This window comes from uncultured Helicobacter sp., from assembly GCF_937893305.1.
Lineage (GTDB): Bacteria > Campylobacterota > Campylobacteria > Campylobacterales > Helicobacteraceae > Helicobacter_D.
Window position 1 is genome coordinate 131,687 of the sequence record NZ_CALBGN010000016.1, and the last position, 14,230, is coordinate 145,916.

General features: G+C 31.6%; 27 protein-coding genes. 3 read left to right on the forward strand and 24 right to left on the reverse strand.

Annotated features, from left to right (window positions below; translation table 11 throughout):
- Nucleotides 1-145 precede the first annotated feature (145 nt).
- The gene (locus Q0358_RS05800) at nucleotides 146-1,642 is read right to left on the reverse strand and encodes a helicase-related protein (RefSeq protein WP_299548649.1); all 1,497 of its coding nucleotides are present in this window, start codon (nucleotides 1,640-1,642) and stop codon (nucleotides 146-148) included.
- Nucleotides 1,643-1,806: 164 nt separating this feature from the next.
- On the opposite strand from Q0358_RS05800, the gene Q0358_RS05805 reads away from it, so the two are divergent.
- Genes Q0358_RS05805 through Q0358_RS05815 form a run of 3 tightly spaced genes read left to right on the forward strand, consistent with a single transcriptional unit; the run spans nucleotide 1,807 to nucleotide 3,136 of the window.
- The gene (locus Q0358_RS05805) at nucleotides 1,807-2,130 is read left to right on the forward strand and encodes a hypothetical protein (RefSeq protein ID WP_299548652.1); all 324 of its coding nucleotides are present in this window, start codon (nucleotides 1,807-1,809) and stop codon (nucleotides 2,128-2,130) included.
- A complete protein-coding gene (vapD, locus tag Q0358_RS05810) occupies nucleotides 2,121-2,531 on the forward strand; it encodes a VapD family protein (protein WP_299548655.1) in 411 nt (136 codons plus the stop codon). The genes Q0358_RS05805 and vapD overlap by 10 nt, the downstream gene beginning before the upstream one ends.
- A complete protein-coding gene (locus Q0358_RS05815) occupies nucleotides 2,528-3,136 on the forward strand; it encodes a recombinase family protein (protein ID WP_299548658.1) in 609 nt (202 codons plus the stop codon). The genes vapD and Q0358_RS05815 overlap by 4 nt, the downstream gene beginning before the upstream one ends.
- A gap of 38 nt (nucleotides 3,137-3,174) precedes the next feature.
- On the opposite strand, the gene Q0358_RS05820 is transcribed toward Q0358_RS05815, so the two are convergent.
- The 23 genes from Q0358_RS05820 to Q0358_RS05930 form a co-directional block, all read right to left on the reverse strand.
- Complete coding sequence (locus tag Q0358_RS05820; protein WP_299548661.1) at nucleotides 3,175-3,483, reverse strand: DEAD/DEAH box helicase family protein; 309 nt, start codon at nucleotides 3,481-3,483, stop codon at nucleotides 3,175-3,177.
- Nucleotides 3,484-3,614: 131 nt separating this feature from the next.
- On the reverse strand, nucleotides 3,615-3,953 hold the full coding sequence (locus Q0358_RS05825; protein WP_299548664.1) for a hypothetical protein: 339 nt from the start codon (nucleotides 3,951-3,953) through the stop codon (nucleotides 3,615-3,617).
- Nucleotides 3,954-4,090: 137 nt separating this feature from the next.
- Nucleotides 4,091-4,252, reverse strand: a complete 162-nt coding sequence (locus Q0358_RS05830; RefSeq protein WP_299548667.1) for a hypothetical protein — start codon at nucleotides 4,250-4,252, stop codon at nucleotides 4,091-4,093.
- Between the two features lie 120 nt (nucleotides 4,253-4,372).
- Complete coding sequence (locus Q0358_RS05835; RefSeq protein WP_299548670.1) at nucleotides 4,373-4,741, reverse strand: type II toxin-antitoxin system PemK/MazF family toxin; 369 nt, start codon at nucleotides 4,739-4,741, stop codon at nucleotides 4,373-4,375.
- Nucleotides 4,728-4,901: a hypothetical protein gene (locus tag Q0358_RS05840; RefSeq protein ID WP_299548673.1), complete on the reverse strand. Its 174-nt coding sequence runs from the start codon at nucleotides 4,899-4,901 to the stop codon at nucleotides 4,728-4,730. The genes Q0358_RS05835 and Q0358_RS05840 overlap by 14 nt, the downstream gene beginning before the upstream one ends.
- Before the next feature lie 199 nt (nucleotides 4,902-5,100).
- Nucleotides 5,101-5,457: a hypothetical protein gene (locus Q0358_RS05845; RefSeq protein ID WP_299548675.1), complete on the reverse strand. Its 357-nt coding sequence runs from the start codon at nucleotides 5,455-5,457 to the stop codon at nucleotides 5,101-5,103.
- Nucleotides 5,444-5,743: a hypothetical protein gene (locus Q0358_RS05850; RefSeq protein WP_299548678.1), complete on the reverse strand. Its 300-nt coding sequence runs from the start codon at nucleotides 5,741-5,743 to the stop codon at nucleotides 5,444-5,446. Before Q0358_RS05850 ends, Q0358_RS05845 begins: the two co-directional genes overlap by 14 nt.
- A 73-nt stretch (nucleotides 5,744-5,816) precedes the next feature.
- Entirely contained in the window at nucleotides 5,817-6,134 is a 318-nt protein-coding gene (locus Q0358_RS05855; RefSeq protein ID WP_299548681.1) for a hypothetical protein, read from the reverse strand.
- 90 nt (nucleotides 6,135-6,224) lie between these two features.
- A complete protein-coding gene (locus Q0358_RS05860) occupies nucleotides 6,225-6,401 on the reverse strand; it encodes a hypothetical protein (RefSeq protein ID WP_299548684.1) in 177 nt (58 codons plus the stop codon).
- A gap of 345 nt (nucleotides 6,402-6,746) precedes the next feature.
- Nucleotides 6,747-7,142: a hypothetical protein gene (locus Q0358_RS05865; protein ID WP_299548687.1), complete on the reverse strand. Its 396-nt coding sequence runs from the start codon at nucleotides 7,140-7,142 to the stop codon at nucleotides 6,747-6,749.
- A 102-nt stretch (nucleotides 7,143-7,244) separates the two neighbouring features.
- Nucleotides 7,245-7,427, reverse strand: coding sequence for a hypothetical protein (locus tag Q0358_RS05870; RefSeq protein WP_299548690.1), 183 nt, complete (start codon nucleotides 7,425-7,427; stop codon nucleotides 7,245-7,247).
- A 35-nt stretch (nucleotides 7,428-7,462) separates the two neighbouring features.
- Nucleotides 7,463-7,729, reverse strand: a complete 267-nt coding sequence (locus tag Q0358_RS05875) for a hypothetical protein (protein WP_299548694.1) — start codon at nucleotides 7,727-7,729, stop codon at nucleotides 7,463-7,465.
- A 624-nt stretch (nucleotides 7,730-8,353) separates the two neighbouring features.
- Complete coding sequence (locus Q0358_RS05880; RefSeq protein WP_299548696.1) at nucleotides 8,354-8,584, reverse strand: hypothetical protein; 231 nt, start codon at nucleotides 8,582-8,584, stop codon at nucleotides 8,354-8,356.
- Nucleotides 8,585-8,659: 75 nt separating this feature from the next.
- Nucleotides 8,660-9,100 (reverse strand): hypothetical protein, encoded by a 441-nt coding sequence (locus Q0358_RS05885; RefSeq protein ID WP_299548699.1) that lies wholly within the window; start codon nucleotides 9,098-9,100, stop codon nucleotides 8,660-8,662.
- A gap of 73 nt (nucleotides 9,101-9,173) precedes the next feature.
- On the reverse strand, nucleotides 9,174-9,614 hold the full coding sequence (locus Q0358_RS05890) for a hypothetical protein (RefSeq protein WP_299548702.1): 441 nt from the start codon (nucleotides 9,612-9,614) through the stop codon (nucleotides 9,174-9,176).
- A gap of 322 nt (nucleotides 9,615-9,936) precedes the next feature.
- Entirely contained in the window at nucleotides 9,937-10,119 is a 183-nt protein-coding gene (locus Q0358_RS05895; RefSeq protein ID WP_299548704.1) for a hypothetical protein, read from the reverse strand.
- 16 nt (nucleotides 10,120-10,135) lie between these two features.
- Nucleotides 10,136-10,933, reverse strand: a complete 798-nt coding sequence (gene bet / locus Q0358_RS05900) for a phage recombination protein Bet (RefSeq protein WP_299548706.1) — start codon at nucleotides 10,931-10,933, stop codon at nucleotides 10,136-10,138.
- 104 nt (nucleotides 10,934-11,037) lie between these two features.
- Entirely contained in the window at nucleotides 11,038-11,346 is a 309-nt protein-coding gene (locus tag Q0358_RS05905; protein WP_299548708.1) for a hypothetical protein, read from the reverse strand.
- A complete protein-coding gene (locus Q0358_RS05910; RefSeq protein WP_299548710.1) occupies nucleotides 11,347-11,637 on the reverse strand; it encodes a hypothetical protein in 291 nt (96 codons plus the stop codon).
- Between the two features lie 85 nt (nucleotides 11,638-11,722).
- On the reverse strand, nucleotides 11,723-12,019 hold the full coding sequence (locus Q0358_RS05915; RefSeq protein ID WP_299548712.1) for a hypothetical protein: 297 nt from the start codon (nucleotides 12,017-12,019) through the stop codon (nucleotides 11,723-11,725).
- A gap of 84 nt (nucleotides 12,020-12,103) precedes the next feature.
- On the reverse strand, nucleotides 12,104-12,430 hold the full coding sequence (locus Q0358_RS05920; protein WP_299548714.1) for a hypothetical protein: 327 nt from the start codon (nucleotides 12,428-12,430) through the stop codon (nucleotides 12,104-12,106).
- Between the two features lie 337 nt (nucleotides 12,431-12,767).
- Entirely contained in the window at nucleotides 12,768-13,211 is a 444-nt protein-coding gene (locus Q0358_RS05925; protein WP_299548716.1) for a single-stranded DNA-binding protein, read from the reverse strand.
- Between the two features lie 337 nt (nucleotides 13,212-13,548).
- Nucleotides 13,549-14,028, reverse strand: a complete 480-nt coding sequence (locus tag Q0358_RS05930) for a hypothetical protein (RefSeq protein ID WP_299548718.1) — start codon at nucleotides 14,026-14,028, stop codon at nucleotides 13,549-13,551.
- Nucleotides 14,029-14,230: the final 202 nt, after the last annotated feature.

The following is a 14,230-nucleotide window of genomic DNA, read 5'->3' on the forward strand; positions in this document are numbered from 1 at the left end:
TAGAAGTGAAGAAAGCCCTATATCTTTAATCTTATTTGAATAAGAATGATTAAAAAAGGGATTCTAATGTAGAAAAAAAGGGGGGAATATCCACTAAAGGGGATAACACCCCTTTAGGGACTTAAGGCTTAAAGAAGATTAAAAATTAAAACAAACTCAACTGCAAATTGACTTTTTCAGCATTGCTGATAAGCTCTGCAATGTCATCAGCAGTCAAATTTACAGAAACTCTTTTGCCATTTTTGACAATAGATACTGTTGTTTTATTATCCACAGCCTTTTTAACAATATCTACAAAAGTGTTCCCATTAGCTTTTAGGGCTTCTGTTCTATCTTTTGAGATTGTAGATTGCTCCACCTTTCTGACGATTTTTTGATATGGTTGATTTAAGTAGAATTTTTCAAAAACATTCCACTCTCTTTCTGTAAAAACCCACTCGTTTAAGTGTGTTTCACCATCATCAACATTATTGTCATTTAAAATAGCCTTAGCAATTTGGTCTTGTATAGAAATTTCTCCTGCAAAATTTGCAAGTTCGTTTTCTGTTGTAACAAGCCTACCTTCTAAGCTATTCGCCGCTTTTATTTTCCTGCTCATTAGAGCTAACGCAACTGCTTGAGGCGTTTCTTTAAAAGTAAAGAATTTCACCTTGCATTTATGCTGTTGCCCAATTCTCCAAGCTCTCCTACTTGCCTGTTTCAATGTAGAAACATTGTATCCTGTTTGATAAAACATTATCGTTGGATAATCAAGCAAGTCTAAGCCTGTTTTTACAAGCTCAGGATTACAAATAAGAATATCAGCGGGATTGTCTCTAATCCATTTTTCTCTTTTATCAGCTGATACATTAGCACTTAATGCTCTTACAACATAATCGCTAAATTCTGCTGATAAAAGATTTTCTAATTTTTCACTCACACCAAGATTTGTAAATGTTGCAAATACAATACATTTACGCCCTTGCCCTAATTCTTCTTTTAGCTCGTTAATTAAAGCTAAATCTTTGTTTGTTACAAAGTTAGAATCCACAGGGGGCTTATAAAATAAGCCATAAGGATTCTTTTTACTCTTTGTGTAAAATGACAAATGTGGCAAATCTAAGATAGACAAGCTATCATTGGCTAATGCACCTAGTAATTGCTTATCTCCTTCTATTATTGCTCCAACTAGAGATTGAATATAACTAAAGTATTCTCTTACATACTCATCGTTTACAGAAACACTTATCACTTCTTCTTGATAATTAGGAAGTTCTATATTCATTTCATCTAACCTTAAAAATATAGTAAAATCTAAAAGCTCCTTAATCAATAAAGGGTTGATTTTTGGAATTTCTTTTAGTTTTTTACTTTTGCCACGCTTTGTTACAACGCCATCTTCTACACTCACATCTTCCCAATTATCTTTTGTGTATTCTTTTTCAACTGCACCAAACCTATCCACAAAAATGGATAAATCTTCATAATTTAAGCCCATTGTGTGTTTCATAAAGTTTGGATTCATTCTATAAAGAATATAAAAGAGAGATGAGGCATAACCATTTAGAAGAGTGCCTGTTAATCCTACAATTTTAGTAGAACAAGAAGCAATCATACCAAAGGCAGTGCCTTGTGCAGTATCGCCACCTTTTAACTCGTGCAACTCATCTAAGATTAAAAGGTCATATTATTTTATGTATAAAATAAAATAAATAAATAAGTTATTTTTAGTTTTTATAATAAAAATAATATTCTTTATATGGTTTTTATTTATACAATGAAATTTTTGCTATAATTTGAAAAATAAAATTTTTTAAAGGAGTTAAAATGGCATACCCGCTTTTAGGAACAAAAATAGTTTTAGATGAAGAAAAGATTTTAAAGGAAGGTCAATATAATTTAGAAGATATGTATAAAGCAATAGATGAATATGCAAAAGAATCAGGAATGATAAAAATTAACAAAGAAACTTATCATTGCAAGGGAGATAAGTATGATTTGGGTTGTATGACTTTATTTATATATAAATATTTGATTGATTCTGAATGGTTTACAAAAAATGCAAAAGAGTGGATTTGGATTAGTGAAAAAGAAGGAAATAGCGATTTGATTTCTGCAAGTAAAGCTGAAGGAGAAGGAATTTGGGAATAAATCGCAAAGCAATTAATTTTGATTTGTCTACAAAAAATCTTGAAAAATATTTCAAAGATACAAGAGAACCTTATTCTTTAATTAAAGAATTTATGCTTGAAAATGGTTTCGAGCATAGACAATATTCAGGTTATACTTCAAAAGAGCCAATAGATGAAAGACGAGTTACTAGAATAGTTACTAAACTCGCTAAAAAATTTACTTGGTTTGGCGAATGTGTTAAAGAATTTGATGTTACTGAAATAGGAGAACAATATAGCTTAAAAGAGACTATACAAGGTTTATGTGCTAAAGAATTAGATACGCAGCAGATAAAACAAACTAAAGATCTTCATCAAAAACTTAAGGAATTTACTGAAAAAACACCAAAAAATCAAAAGCTAAAAGATTTAGAACGATGAATATAGCATACATAAGAGTATCAACAAATAAACAAGAATTAGACTCTCAAAAGTTAGAAATTATGGAGTATTGTCATAAAAATAATATTCATTTGGATGAAATTTTAGAAGTAAAAATAAGTTCTACAAAATCTCAAGAAAAAAGAAAAATTAAAGATTTAAAACAAAAATTAAAATCAGGAGATCTGTTAATAGCAACAGAGCTTTCAAGGCTTGGCAGGAGTATGTTGGAAATAATTAATTTAGTGCTTGAGCTAAATGACAATAATATTAATTTTTTATTCCTAAGACAGATTGAACTCAGCAACTTTAACAATCCTAGCTCAAAACTAATCTTATCAATCTATGCATATTTAGCGGAAAATGAAAGAGAGCTGATCGTTAAAAGAACGAAAGCAGGGCTTGAAAATGCAAGAGCTAGTGGCAAAAAATTAGGACGCCCTAAAGGCACTTTAAAAAGCATATATGACAAAGATATAGAAAAAATTAAAACTTTACTTGATAAAGACTTGCCCATTATGAGTATTTGGAAATTGCTTTATTCTGATAGTGGAAAAACTTATGATGGTTTTTTATGGTTCGTTAAAAAACGAAAATTAAAGTAGATTAATTTTTCGCTCTAAGGAAATTATAAAAAATTTTATTATAAAACAATACGACCCTTTTTTAATAGGGAGTAGCTTAATGCAATCCCCATAAGAGTTTTACCTGTTCCCATTTCACTTGAAATAATAAGCGAACGCTTATCTTTTAAATGAGATACACCTGCTGTTATGATTTGAGCCTGTGTTGGAAAGGGTTTTCTCTTTAATTCTAAAAGAGTATCAATTTCGCTTTTATAATCTAAAGGCTTTTCAATGCCTTTAAATGTCGGGTCAATGATTGTGTTTAGTTGTTTTCTAATAGAGTCTTTGTTCTCTATTAAAAATTCTTGAAAGCTAATTGTTTCCATTTTTTATCCTTATTTTAGATTAAAGCCAAAAGGCTAGAAAACAAGGACAGAAATATCCCTAAGTGGGATAAGTTCTATCCCAACTTAAGGGGCTTAGTTACAAATTAATATACAGCATAATATTCCATATATTAAGCAACCTTATTTCTTCCCATAAACTCCTTCATATCATTTGACAAGTTATACAATCCATAACTTGTGAAGCAATCAATTAATCCGCCTTCTGTGGTTTCAATTTGGACATCATAAATATCCACATTTAACCAATAGTTGGTTTTTTCTATGAGTGCTTCCCAAAGTTTATGTTCTTTTTCAAGGACTTTTTGGGATAGACGATTAACGCCACGCATTTCCCTGAGTTTATTTTTTCTGACACATAAAAATCCAGCAAAACCACTATCAAATCTATCAGAAAATTGTCCTCCATTGCCTAAAGATAATGCAATACCACTGTGTATATAAGCATACACAGGAGCAAAAAAGTAATCATTTTGCTCTAAGAATTTTGCAATTTCTTCAATAGAATCAAAATCTTCAGAGATACTTCTCCCATAGCCTTCTTTTGTCTCTATTTCTTTTGCGCCAAAGTTATATCCTTTTAATGTGCTTAAAAAATGATTTCACTTTCATCAAAAGGACAATCCATAAATTCAGCATAACTAATATCATAGATAAAACCTTGACACTCAAATCTAGAGCCTATTAACTCACTTTGATGATTTTCATAATCTTCAAAGTTTTCTATTAAAATTTCTTTTTTTATTTTCATTTTTTATCCTTAAAATAAAAGCTTGCAAGTAAGCTAAATAAATACAAGGATAAGCAGTATTCTCCCCGTTGGGATATGCTTATCCCAACTAGGGTTTGAAGTCAATAGTAAGATTAGATTTTAATTAAACCTAGAATCCATAATTTCATTAATAACATAACGAACCTTTTTAATGGTTTCTTGTTCCACAAAACCTATCTTTTGTTTAAATCTCTCTTTTGAAAAGGATTTAATTTGTGAGCAATTTATAGCAGAATCTCTATCTAAGCCATTGTTTTGATTTTTACTTAACTGAATTAGCCAAAGTCTATTTTTAAATTTGCTTTGCCAAGTTGTTAAGGGAACAGCCCAAATTAAATCTTGTTCTGCATTAAAAAAATCATTACTTAGCACGAGAGCAGGACGAATTTTAGCAATCTCTGCACCAACTTGTGGTTCAAAATTTACCAAATAAAGCTCACCATATTTAATAGGCTCACTCAATTCCATCATCAACTCCCAATTCTGCTAATTCTCTTTGCTCTTTTTGATAATCCATATCTTCTTTGGCTTCTCTGAGTCCTTGCAACCACATTTGCTTTCTTTTTTCAATGTAAGCTTTTTCGTGCATTTGCAAAAGAGCATTAGCAATCACTTGTGTTTTACTCATTTTAAGCTCCTTAGATAAATTGTTTAAAATTAAACTTATTTCGTCATTTAGTGCTATGTTTAATCGCATTGTGTAATCCTATGTGTATAATTTATACACATATTATACCACATTCATCTCCTGCTTCTTAGCCAAAGCATAACAAGCGCAATCCAACTAAAAGAAACAGCAAATAAAATTAGAATATCCACAGGAACGCCTAATATAATTTTAAAAAAGCTTGCGTGATTTTGGATTTAAATAAAGAATATTCAATTAGACCATTAGTCCAAATCTCGCAAATATCAGAACTATTACCATATTCTCTTTGACATTTGCTATATTCTTTATCACCACAATAGACACATTCTGAATAATTAAAGATTAAATTATCCACAAATCCATAAGGATCAATATGGATTTCTTTCTCTTCAATTTGATGATTCGCAAAAAGCCAATCAATATACTCTTTAAAAAGAGAGAATTGTCTATCTTTACAATGAGAATGTAATCGCTTCAAAACAATTTCTTTTAATTCATTTACAGAAACTAAAATGTTTATTTCATACATTTTCATACTTCTGATACCTATTATAAACCCAAAATTCTCTAGTTTGACTAGGTGTATGAACTTTTACGCAAACTTCTAGCAAAAAACTTTCATAAAATGAAAATTTATCAGCACCTATACACTTTACCTCTCTTGCCGCTTCAAACTCTTCATAAGAAATGTTTTTAAATTTACTCTTAAGAAAGTTTTTAACTTTCTCAATGGTGTCAGCAGAATAGTGTAAAGTGCTATTGTTATTCTTGTAATCGTGTTCATAGAGTTGAAAATTCTCTATAAAATGTGTTATTCTCATTTTTGCTCCTTAGTATTTTTTATTCCAGACTAATTCATTAGGATAAGTAGTCACATCAATAGGCGCGCCTAACCTAAAGTCTTTCAACATAATATCCGCTCTTAGAATCATAAAAAAGCAAGTTTCCTTCTTCAAGGAGTTCTCTTGCTTCTTCATCGCTCCAGTCTCTTTCTGCTATCTCTCCCCAAACTCCATTTATATAGGCATTATCCCAACACCAAAGTGTATCTCTGAATGATTCATTCAGAACATAGCCCACTTCTGATATGTAGTCAAATAACCATTCTTGAATGGATTTAGGGAATCTCCAACCTGTTCTTTCCTCCATACTTTCAAGAGCATAAGAAAGCCATTCTTGTACAGAATCTCCATAAATAATTATTTGTTCCATTTTTTTATCCTTTAAAATTAAAAAATTTATAAGGATACAAGCGTGTAGAATCCCAAGTGGGATAGCTTGTATCCCAACTTAGGGCTTAGATTATCGCAAAACTTTTAAATTAGCTAAAAAAGCAATAAAGTTTGCGCTTGTTGCTATTATTGCTAGCATAACAAAGGCATTAAAACCATTTATGGCATAGAGGTAAAATCCATACCAAGTGGTTGCCAATATCGCCGTAGCAAAAAATATCAATGTTAAACCTAAAAGATTTTTCATTTTGACTCCTTATTTTTGACAATAAATAAGGATACAAGTGTAGAACCCTGTTGGGACTTGTATCCCAACGCGGGCTGATAAAAAGAAATTAATACAACGAAGCTTTATGTTTTAGCTTCCTTGTGTATTTGCTTCTATCGCTCACAGAGCGTGTAGAGAGATTGATTTCTCTCTTATATGAAGCAAATATATTTAAATCTCTTTTTTTGATTTTTTTGTGTTTGTTTTTTCATTGTGGATTCCTTTATTATAAAATTAAAACAAAGGAATAGAAGTCTCCCAAAGTTAGGGATAAATCTATCCCTAAACTTGGGCTAAGTTATTTATTTAGCAGAATCATTTAATTTAGAGTAGCTTAATAATAGCAACCGCTAAACCAACAGTAGCAATTTGAAAACCAACAAGCCACTTAATAATGTCTGATTTTGCTTCAGCAATTTCTGCTCTGACTTGACTAATTTCTGCTCTGACTTGACTAATTTCTGCTCTGACTTGACTAATTTCTGCTTTAACAAAGTCTTTTGTTGCAAGCTCTTGAAGTGTTTCATCAACAACTTTTTGATTAAGCTCTTTAACATTAAGCGCATTTGCTTCCAACATAGACTCTACAACATTAACAGCTTCATTAACAATAGCTTCTTTGTTTTGATTATTAGATTTAATCCAATCAAAAAGCTTGTTAATAAAGTTTTCAATAACAACTCTTTTGTCATAACTTAATACATTATTAGAAGTCATCATATCTCCTTTAAGTTACATTATATCATTTTTTAAGCATATTGGAATGCGTTCATTTGCATAAAGAAAAATTAAATCCATTTATTCTAAGTATTGTTGGCATTTTTACCCCCTTTTTGTGATTACATTATAGATTTCTTCTACAACTATAATCCAAAAACAAGAAATAAATCTTAATGTGGCAAATAATCCTTGATTGAGCCTTTTTGTAAGCATTAAAAACAAGAATCCTAACACCACACTAAGTCCAAAATACCAAGCCATAAATAAACCAAAAGTGCAAATCATTATAACTCCTTATTAAACTAAATTATATCGCATTTCTAGCTAGCATTAGCAATACTAGAAATGTTACCATTGTTGTCAAAATACACTTGATATAGCCTTTCTTTTAAAGAAGTTTCATAGCTGTATCCTGTGTAGATTTTTTCATAACTAGAGATTCCTAAAAGATTGCTTTTATAGTAGTATCTCCACCATACATTGCCTGCTTTTACGCAGTAGAAATCTTTTTTCTTATCCTTAAACATTTCTCTTGGATTAAGTTTATTTCTTAGCAAAATCCAAGCAAAAGCATTATTTGCCTGCATATTTGCTCCTTAAACTAATCCACGAATTTTGAGTTCTCTATACTCTGCTTCACTTAGCAGATTCTCTTGCCCTAACTTATAAGTTGTGACAAGAGTTGCTCCATAAAGCCCTATTCTTTCTAAAACTACGACAATGCCTGTGGCTTCATCAATGATTTTTTGAGAAATGGACTTATGGTTACAACCATTCTCTAAGGTTTTGCTCTTACGAATTGCCCTAGAGATTGCACCTGCTAACTCATCTTTCTCAGCCTCTTCAAAGCGTTGAACGATTCTCTCAGCAAAATGAGTTGTTGAGCTAATACCGTTTGAAAAATGTCTTTGCGCCTTTACAAAAAGAAATTTTTCATCTCCCTTTGTTTTTTAGCTTCTTTTTGTGCCACAGCTTTTGCTGTTTTCTCTACTACTAGTTGCAATAGAGAATTAATTGTTATAAAATTCGTTGTCATTTTTTTATCCTTGTAGCAAAAAAGCCCAAAGAAAATGACAACACTACGCCCTTAAGGGAAGTATTTCATTCCCTTGTGGGCTAGAATAAAGCTATTGCTAGCTACAAAGACACCATTTTTGATGTCTAACCTATATGCAGAATTTGTTTGAGTTTAACTACACACAAACTCTGTTTCAATTTCTCTTTTTTTTTCTATTACCTTTCCAAGCAGTTACAAGTGTTGCAACTCCTTTGTTTTTGCTGTATTGCACCACAAATGTATAACTACCATTTGTGATTTCAAACAGATTTCTATGTGGATTCTTACTAATTTCAAGCAAGATATATCCACATAGAGAAAGGTCTTTAATACTCCTAGTTTGCATTTGTTCTAAAAAATGCTTACTTGGAATGATTTTTATCATTTATTCTCCTTAATGTGGTTTTATAAAAAGAATTATCCCTGTTGGGATAGCTCCCAACGCGGGCTGAACTCTGAATTATTTGATTAACAAGTATTTTGCTCTTGTAATCGTTTTTGAAAAGTCTTTTAAAACATTTTCAAATCCTTCAGGGTTTGCTTGTTTCCAAGCATTTGTGTCCAGCTGTGTGCTAGTTGTGCCACCTGCTAGACTTATAACTTTATTGTTAATGCTAAATTTCTTAATCTCTAAGCCATTTAGCTTCTCCACAAACGCTTTTTTAAGAGAATCTAGCTTCTCATTTAAAACTTTTGTGGTCTCGTTTAAAGACACAATTTCTTGTGCCTCAACTTCTAATGCTTCATTGATTTTTGAGCAACCTTGAAGCCTTAGCGGACAATCGCTATTAAAAGGGCATACGCCACAATAATTTTGCGCTTCCGCTTTAGGCTCAATTTGTAACTCTAAAGCACTCTTTAGTTCTTCTGCCTTACTCATTGCAAGCTTTTGCAAAATCATATTTGGCTCTATCCAAAAGAATTCGTGCCAGCCATTATTGACATTTACTGCAACGATACAAGCAGAAATTTTTTTATTTTTTTTTCTCTTGTGCTAAAAGTGACATTTGAAACTGCACTTGTAAAACCCAAGAATCATAAGGAGACTCCACACTACTGCTTAGAGATTTGCACTCTACAATAATTGCTTCTTCCTTATTCTCAATTAAAAAATCAATGTGGCTTTTAAAAGTTCCATCATTGCTTTTTACCTCGTATTGCTTCTTAAAAGGCAAATTGCCAAAGCCTTTTTTAACAAGACTTTCTGCTAAATGCCCCCTTTGAAAGACAATGCTTTGTTCAATGCTTGCTTCTTTATTTGCAAGCTTTTGCAAATAGCTTTTGCGCAAGCAACCACTAATATCACTACTTCCAACATACAAAGACCTATCTCCCAAACTTTCAAAGCTTTCTTTTTCTAAAACTTCTTTGAAATTTTTGGTCCATAACTCTTTAAAACTTGTTGCTCTTTCCATTTTTTATCCTTTATTATTAATTCCATAGTGGCTAAAAAGGATATATCAATACCCAACAAGTGGGATAAGATATATCCCAAACTTTAGGGCTTATATTGCGAATAAAAAGAAGTTATACTTCTTTAAATTCTGAGAATTTTTTAGAGTCATAACATCTTAGATGCCTTTGTGAAAATAACCATTTACCATTTGCGCGTAAATATATAAATTCAATATCAGTGCCATTTTCCATAAGGTTTTTTAAAAAATTAGCCAAAGAACACACCATATAGCCTTTTTGGGTTTCTTTGTTGGCTATAGCAGCTTCTGTTTTCTCTAGAGTTTATTCTAGAGAACTGATGTCTCCTAGATTAATAAGAGCATTTGCTAACTCATCAGTGTTATAATGCTCTTTTAGGGTTTTTCCAACACCTTCTACATATCCATCCCAATGGCAATAAATGCCTTTGACTTGGTCTGTGAAAGATTTCCCTTCACTAACAAAAATATAACTTCTAGTTGCCATTTTTTCTCCTTTTTCCTTATGCTACTTGCTTCACCCAGCAGAAATTGCCGTTTGAATCTTTTTTGGTAGAAAAACCTAGATTCTTTAACAATTCTTCTTTATTATGAGTATTACCTATGGCTTTTATCCAGCCCGCCTTTTCTTCATAATCAAAGCCTAATTGTTTTAGGGCTTCAATTTCATTTAAAAGCGAATTGGACTCCACCACTTCTACATCTACTGCTTGTTGATTAGATTCTTGAAAAATTCCATCAACTTCATCAATAGACCTGATTCCATTAATGTTAAATGCTTTCCGCAGGGCTTGTGCTTCTGCGACTTTCTTTAACATTGTATCGGGCTTTTCAGCCCAAAATTTAGTTGGCTGTCCTTCTCTAGTTTTTTGCACATACTCACTATATGCAACTTCACTAGTGAATGGCTTTTGTGTATCAGTGCGATACACAACTGCTCTAGCCACCAAATCCTTTTTATTCTCCCAAATCCCATTAATGAGTTTTGGGGTTTCTTTAATTTGAGAGGTTACTTCAATCCCCCCAAATTTACCACTTTTATGAGCCATTGAAAGTAAGCCATCACGACTTACTAATGGTTCAACCTTAGAAACCCACTGCCCATTAACTTGAGATTTTCTCTCAACGAAAAAAATCTCTTTTGTTATGGGATTTAATCCAAGCTCCTGTGAAACCTTAAGACAAAAATCAATGTCTTTCACAGAAGCTCCCATAGGAAACATTTGATTTTTAATAAATGAAATGTCTTCTTTAGAAATGATTTGTGAGTTTTTTGTAGTAGTATTTGCAATATTTGCCATTTTTTTATCCTTTAAAATTAAAAAATTTATAAGGATACAAGCGTGTAGAATCCCAAGTGGGATAGCTTGTATCCCAACTTAGGGTTATAAGAGAGATTAAGAGATTATGTGTTTGTTAGTCGCTTATGAGCCTCTTTATAGGCTTTTAGCTTATCACGCTTATCAACGGCGACAATTAAAACAATTTTGGCTATATGATTTTCTATTTTAATAACAATCCTATAAGTGCTATTTGCAATATAGGTTTTTCTGCAATTTTTTAGATTTAAACCAAATTTGTTTTCTAGGGGTTGTGAGATAGAAAAAGGCTCAATTTTATATTGTTGAATATAGGTTTTAACTTCCGCCAAAACTTCTTTAGGCAACAATTTAAAATCTTCGCTTACTTCTTTAAGGTATTTAATAACATACAACTAAACACCTCTTAAAGTAAAGAACTTATCCATCTCTTCTTCTGACACATAATCCTCTTCTTTTGCATTTTTTAATCGCTCATTTATCATTTTGTAAAACTCATAATCTTCATCATCTAACGATTTTAAATGTTCGTATTCTTTAATAGGAATAATCACAAATTCGGGTTTATTCTTTTTCATAATAGCAATCTTTTTAAGTTCGCCTTTTGAAAGTTGATTAAACCATTTACTAATAGACTTTGAAAATTCAGTGATTCCAACCAATTCATTTGAGAAATAGGCTGTCATATTTACTCCTCTTGTATAAAAGTAGTTACTATTATACATACTTTTAAATGTATTATAACATACTCTATTTCCTTTCAATTATACACTAAAACCACCAAATCCTATATTGTCCTTCTTTTTTTGCATAATCACAAGAAGAAGCGACTTTTTGTAAGTCTTTGATGATTTCAGATTTTTTTGAATCCAATGAAGCATTATTAAAGCCTAAAAGAGATTCGCAATCTATAATATGCTCATCTTCTTGTGTAAAATAGTGAATATTTGCACTATCTAGAGCTTCTGAAACTTCTTCAAAGGTCAAAGTATTTTTTATTTCCATACCGCCTACTTCTCTGCCAATTTTTACTTGAAAATCAAGTATATGATGGGGTCTATATCCCATTTTCTCTCCTTAAAAATAAAAATACAAGGATAAGCAGTATTCTCCCTGTTGGGATATGCTTATCCCAACTCGGGCTTGTAGATATTAGAAAAGTTTTATAATTGCCACAATAAAGCCACCAAGAGCAATTTGCAAGCCAATCATCCACTTAATAATGTCTGATTTTGCTTCAGCAATTTCTGCTCTTACAAACTCTTTTGTTGCAAGCTCATTTTTAAACTTCTCTTCAACTTCATCTTTAATAGCTTTTGCAGTAATACCATCATTTGTTTTAATATCATTTGCAACTGCTAAAACAACATCTATAATTTCATCTTTTTTATCTTCTTGCTTAAACTTTTTAATCATTTCAACAAGTAAAAGCTTAGTAGGATAAGAAAGAATCTCTTTATGTTCCATTGTTACTTCCATACTTTATTTCCTTTCAATTATACACTAAAACCACCAAATCTTATGTGTAATCTTTGTTAAGTTTATCACCTATTGAGTATGTAGGAGCAAGAATAGTTGCCCTAAAAAGACTATCATCAAATTTTCCTTTTTCATTTTTGTCCTTTCTTAAAATAAATTTAGCTTTACGCACCTAAAACTGATACCTAGAGTAAAAAATACTCCAAGAAAGGATTTATACTCCCACAAGGGAAGTTTTATAATCCCTTGTTGGAATATTTTAAATAAAAAAAAGCCCCCAAGCTTTATTGCAAGAAACAAAAAACATAGAGACTAAAGGTTTAAAACCAACAATCAACTAAAAAGGAATTTCTCCTTGTTGTTGTTGATTTTGATTTACTTGTTGCTCATACACAACATTAGGTGGTGTATGAGCTTCAAGAGCAGGAGAAGCATTATTTTTTTGCTCTCCTTTTCCACCACTACCAAGCATTTGCATACTTTCAGCAGTAATGCTATGCTTGCTATGTTTTTGTCCATTGTTGTCTGTCCAACTCTCAAGAACTAAACGCCCTTCAATCAATACTTGAGAGCCTTTTCTCAAATATTGATTTGCCACTTCCGCTGTGCGACCAAAAAGATTCACATCAACGAAACAGACTTCTTCGCCTTGTGTACCATCTTGTTTGTTATAACGGCGATTTGTAGCAAGCCCTAGTTTTGCCAATGCGCTTCCATTTTGCAAATAGCGCAACTCAACATCTCTTGTTAGATTTCCAACTAAAATGACTTTGTTAAACATTCTTATCCTTTTTTAGAGCCTATTGAAAAATTCATAGCTCTTTTTAATTTAAGACAAAAGTCTTAAAAAACTACAAGAATAAAAAAGGTTATACATATCCTAAAAAAGGATTCCTTGAAGTTTTTTAAAACTTCTTAAGCAGAATCCTAGTTAGGATTTCTAGTATTGTATTAGCTAACTAGGCGTTAGGTAATTCAATCTTTGTGTTCTGCATAGTTCGCAACACTATGCACGCCCTATAAAAAGGACAGCTCTATGTCACCATAGAGAACGGACTATATCTTCACTCTAAAAAGAGTGTCCCTCCGCTTGGGTTGTCATTTGTAATTCCCCATTATTATGCTGTTTGTGTTTCTTTGGTTTGTGCTTTAGCTTCTTTTTCTTTTGTTTCAATAGAATTTCTAATCTCACGCCTTAGAAAAAAGTTTGCAATTCCACGACTCTTACCATTTTCTACTAATAATGCTTTACCATACGCATTTGCTTCTACGATTTTACTATGAATTTCATCAACAAGTTTTATCCACTTCTCCATATCTTTGGCACTAATCTTTTCTCCCCAAAATTCTCTTAATGTTGAATCTAGGGAGTCTGTTGTTCTTAATTCTCTAAAGATTTTTACAGCATTTGTAGATTCAGGGACAAAGACTTCAGCATTTATGTTATTTTCAATAGTTGCAATCTTTCTTTTTTGATTTGCTTCAATAATGCTTCGTCTTGATGGTGGATTATTAGTTGTTTGTGCCTGTTTAGGCTGTGTAGATTCTTTATTTGTTTCAACAATGGTTTCTTTATTACCAGCTTTAATTTTTGCCATATCAATCCTTTAATTTGAAGTTTATTTTTAAGGAGAATCATCTTTTTAGCTTGTGTTTCAAGCTTATAGACTACTTTGAAAGAAAAATAATGGGGGAATATATTACTGCTTACAACCTACTCCATAACGATAAGAAAGTGAATTTAAGCTATTGTAGGAGTGCTATGTTAATTTCTTATCTAGGATAGTCTCTGAACTTTCT

Excerpts from the sequence above, each read along its gene's own strand:
- Q0358_RS05805 (WP_299548652.1), top strand. The coding sequence starts at position 1,807 with ATGGCATACCCGCTTTTAGGAACAAAAATAGTTTTAGATGAAGAAAAG.
- Q0358_RS05815 (WP_299548658.1), top strand. The coding sequence starts at position 2,528 with ATGAATATAGCATACATAAGAGTATCAACAAATAAACAAGAATTAGAC.
- Q0358_RS05820 (WP_299548661.1), bottom strand. The coding sequence starts at position 3,483 with ATGGAAACAATTAGCTTTCAAGAATTTTTAATAGAGAACAAAGACTCT.
- Q0358_RS05830 (WP_299548667.1), bottom strand. The coding sequence starts at position 4,252 with ATGAAAATAAAAAAAGAAATTTTAATAGAAAACTTTGAAGATTATGAA.
- Q0358_RS05835 (WP_299548670.1), bottom strand. The coding sequence starts at position 4,741 with ATGGAATTGAGTGAGCCTATTAAATATGGTGAGCTTTATTTGGTAAAT.
- Q0358_RS05840 (WP_299548673.1), bottom strand. The coding sequence starts at position 4,901 with ATGAGTAAAACACAAGTGATTGCTAATGCTCTTTTGCAAATGCACGAA.
- Q0358_RS05845 (WP_299548675.1), bottom strand. The coding sequence starts at position 5,457 with ATGAAAATGTATGAAATAAACATTTTAGTTTCTGTAAATGAATTAAAA.
- Q0358_RS05850 (WP_299548678.1), bottom strand. The coding sequence starts at position 5,743 with ATGAGAATAACACATTTTATAGAGAATTTTCAACTCTATGAACACGAT.
- Q0358_RS05855 (WP_299548681.1), bottom strand. The coding sequence starts at position 6,134 with ATGGAACAAATAATTATTTATGGAGATTCTGTACAAGAATGGCTTTCT.
- Q0358_RS05860 (WP_299548684.1), bottom strand. The coding sequence starts at position 6,401 with ATGAAAAATCTTTTAGGTTTAACATTGATATTTTTTGCTACGGCGATA.
- Q0358_RS05865 (WP_299548687.1), bottom strand. The coding sequence starts at position 7,142 with ATGATGACTTCTAATAATGTATTAAGTTATGACAAAAGAGTTGTTATT.
- Q0358_RS05870 (WP_299548690.1), bottom strand. The coding sequence starts at position 7,427 with ATGATTTGCACTTTTGGTTTATTTATGGCTTGGTATTTTGGACTTAGT.
- Q0358_RS05875 (WP_299548694.1), bottom strand. The coding sequence starts at position 7,729 with ATGCAGGCAAATAATGCTTTTGCTTGGATTTTGCTAAGAAATAAACTT.
- Q0358_RS05880 (WP_299548696.1), bottom strand. The coding sequence starts at position 8,584 with ATGATAAAAATCATTCCAAGTAAGCATTTTTTAGAACAAATGCAAACT.
- Q0358_RS05885 (WP_299548699.1), bottom strand. The coding sequence starts at position 9,100 with ATGATTTTGCAAAAGCTTGCAATGAGTAAGGCAGAAGAACTAAAGAGT.
- Q0358_RS05890 (WP_299548702.1), bottom strand. The coding sequence starts at position 9,614 with ATGGAAAGAGCAACAAGTTTTAAAGAGTTATGGACCAAAAATTTCAAA.
- Q0358_RS05895 (WP_299548704.1), bottom strand. The coding sequence starts at position 10,119 with ATGGCAACTAGAAGTTATATTTTTGTTAGTGAAGGGAAATCTTTCACA.
- bet (WP_299548706.1), bottom strand. The coding sequence starts at position 10,933 with ATGGCAAATATTGCAAATACTACTACAAAAAACTCACAAATCATTTCT.
- Q0358_RS05910 (WP_299548710.1), bottom strand. The coding sequence starts at position 11,637 with ATGACAGCCTATTTCTCAAATGAATTGGTTGGAATCACTGAATTTTCA.
- Q0358_RS05915 (WP_299548712.1), bottom strand. The coding sequence starts at position 12,019 with ATGGGATATAGACCCCATCATATACTTGATTTTCAAGTAAAAATTGGC.
- Q0358_RS05920 (WP_299548714.1), bottom strand. The coding sequence starts at position 12,430 with ATGGAAGTAACAATGGAACATAAAGAGATTCTTTCTTATCCTACTAAG.
- Q0358_RS05925 (WP_299548716.1), bottom strand. The coding sequence starts at position 13,211 with ATGTTTAACAAAGTCATTTTAGTTGGAAATCTAACAAGAGATGTTGAG.
- Q0358_RS05930 (WP_299548718.1), bottom strand. The coding sequence starts at position 14,028 with ATGGCAAAAATTAAAGCTGGTAATAAAGAAACCATTGTTGAAACAAAT.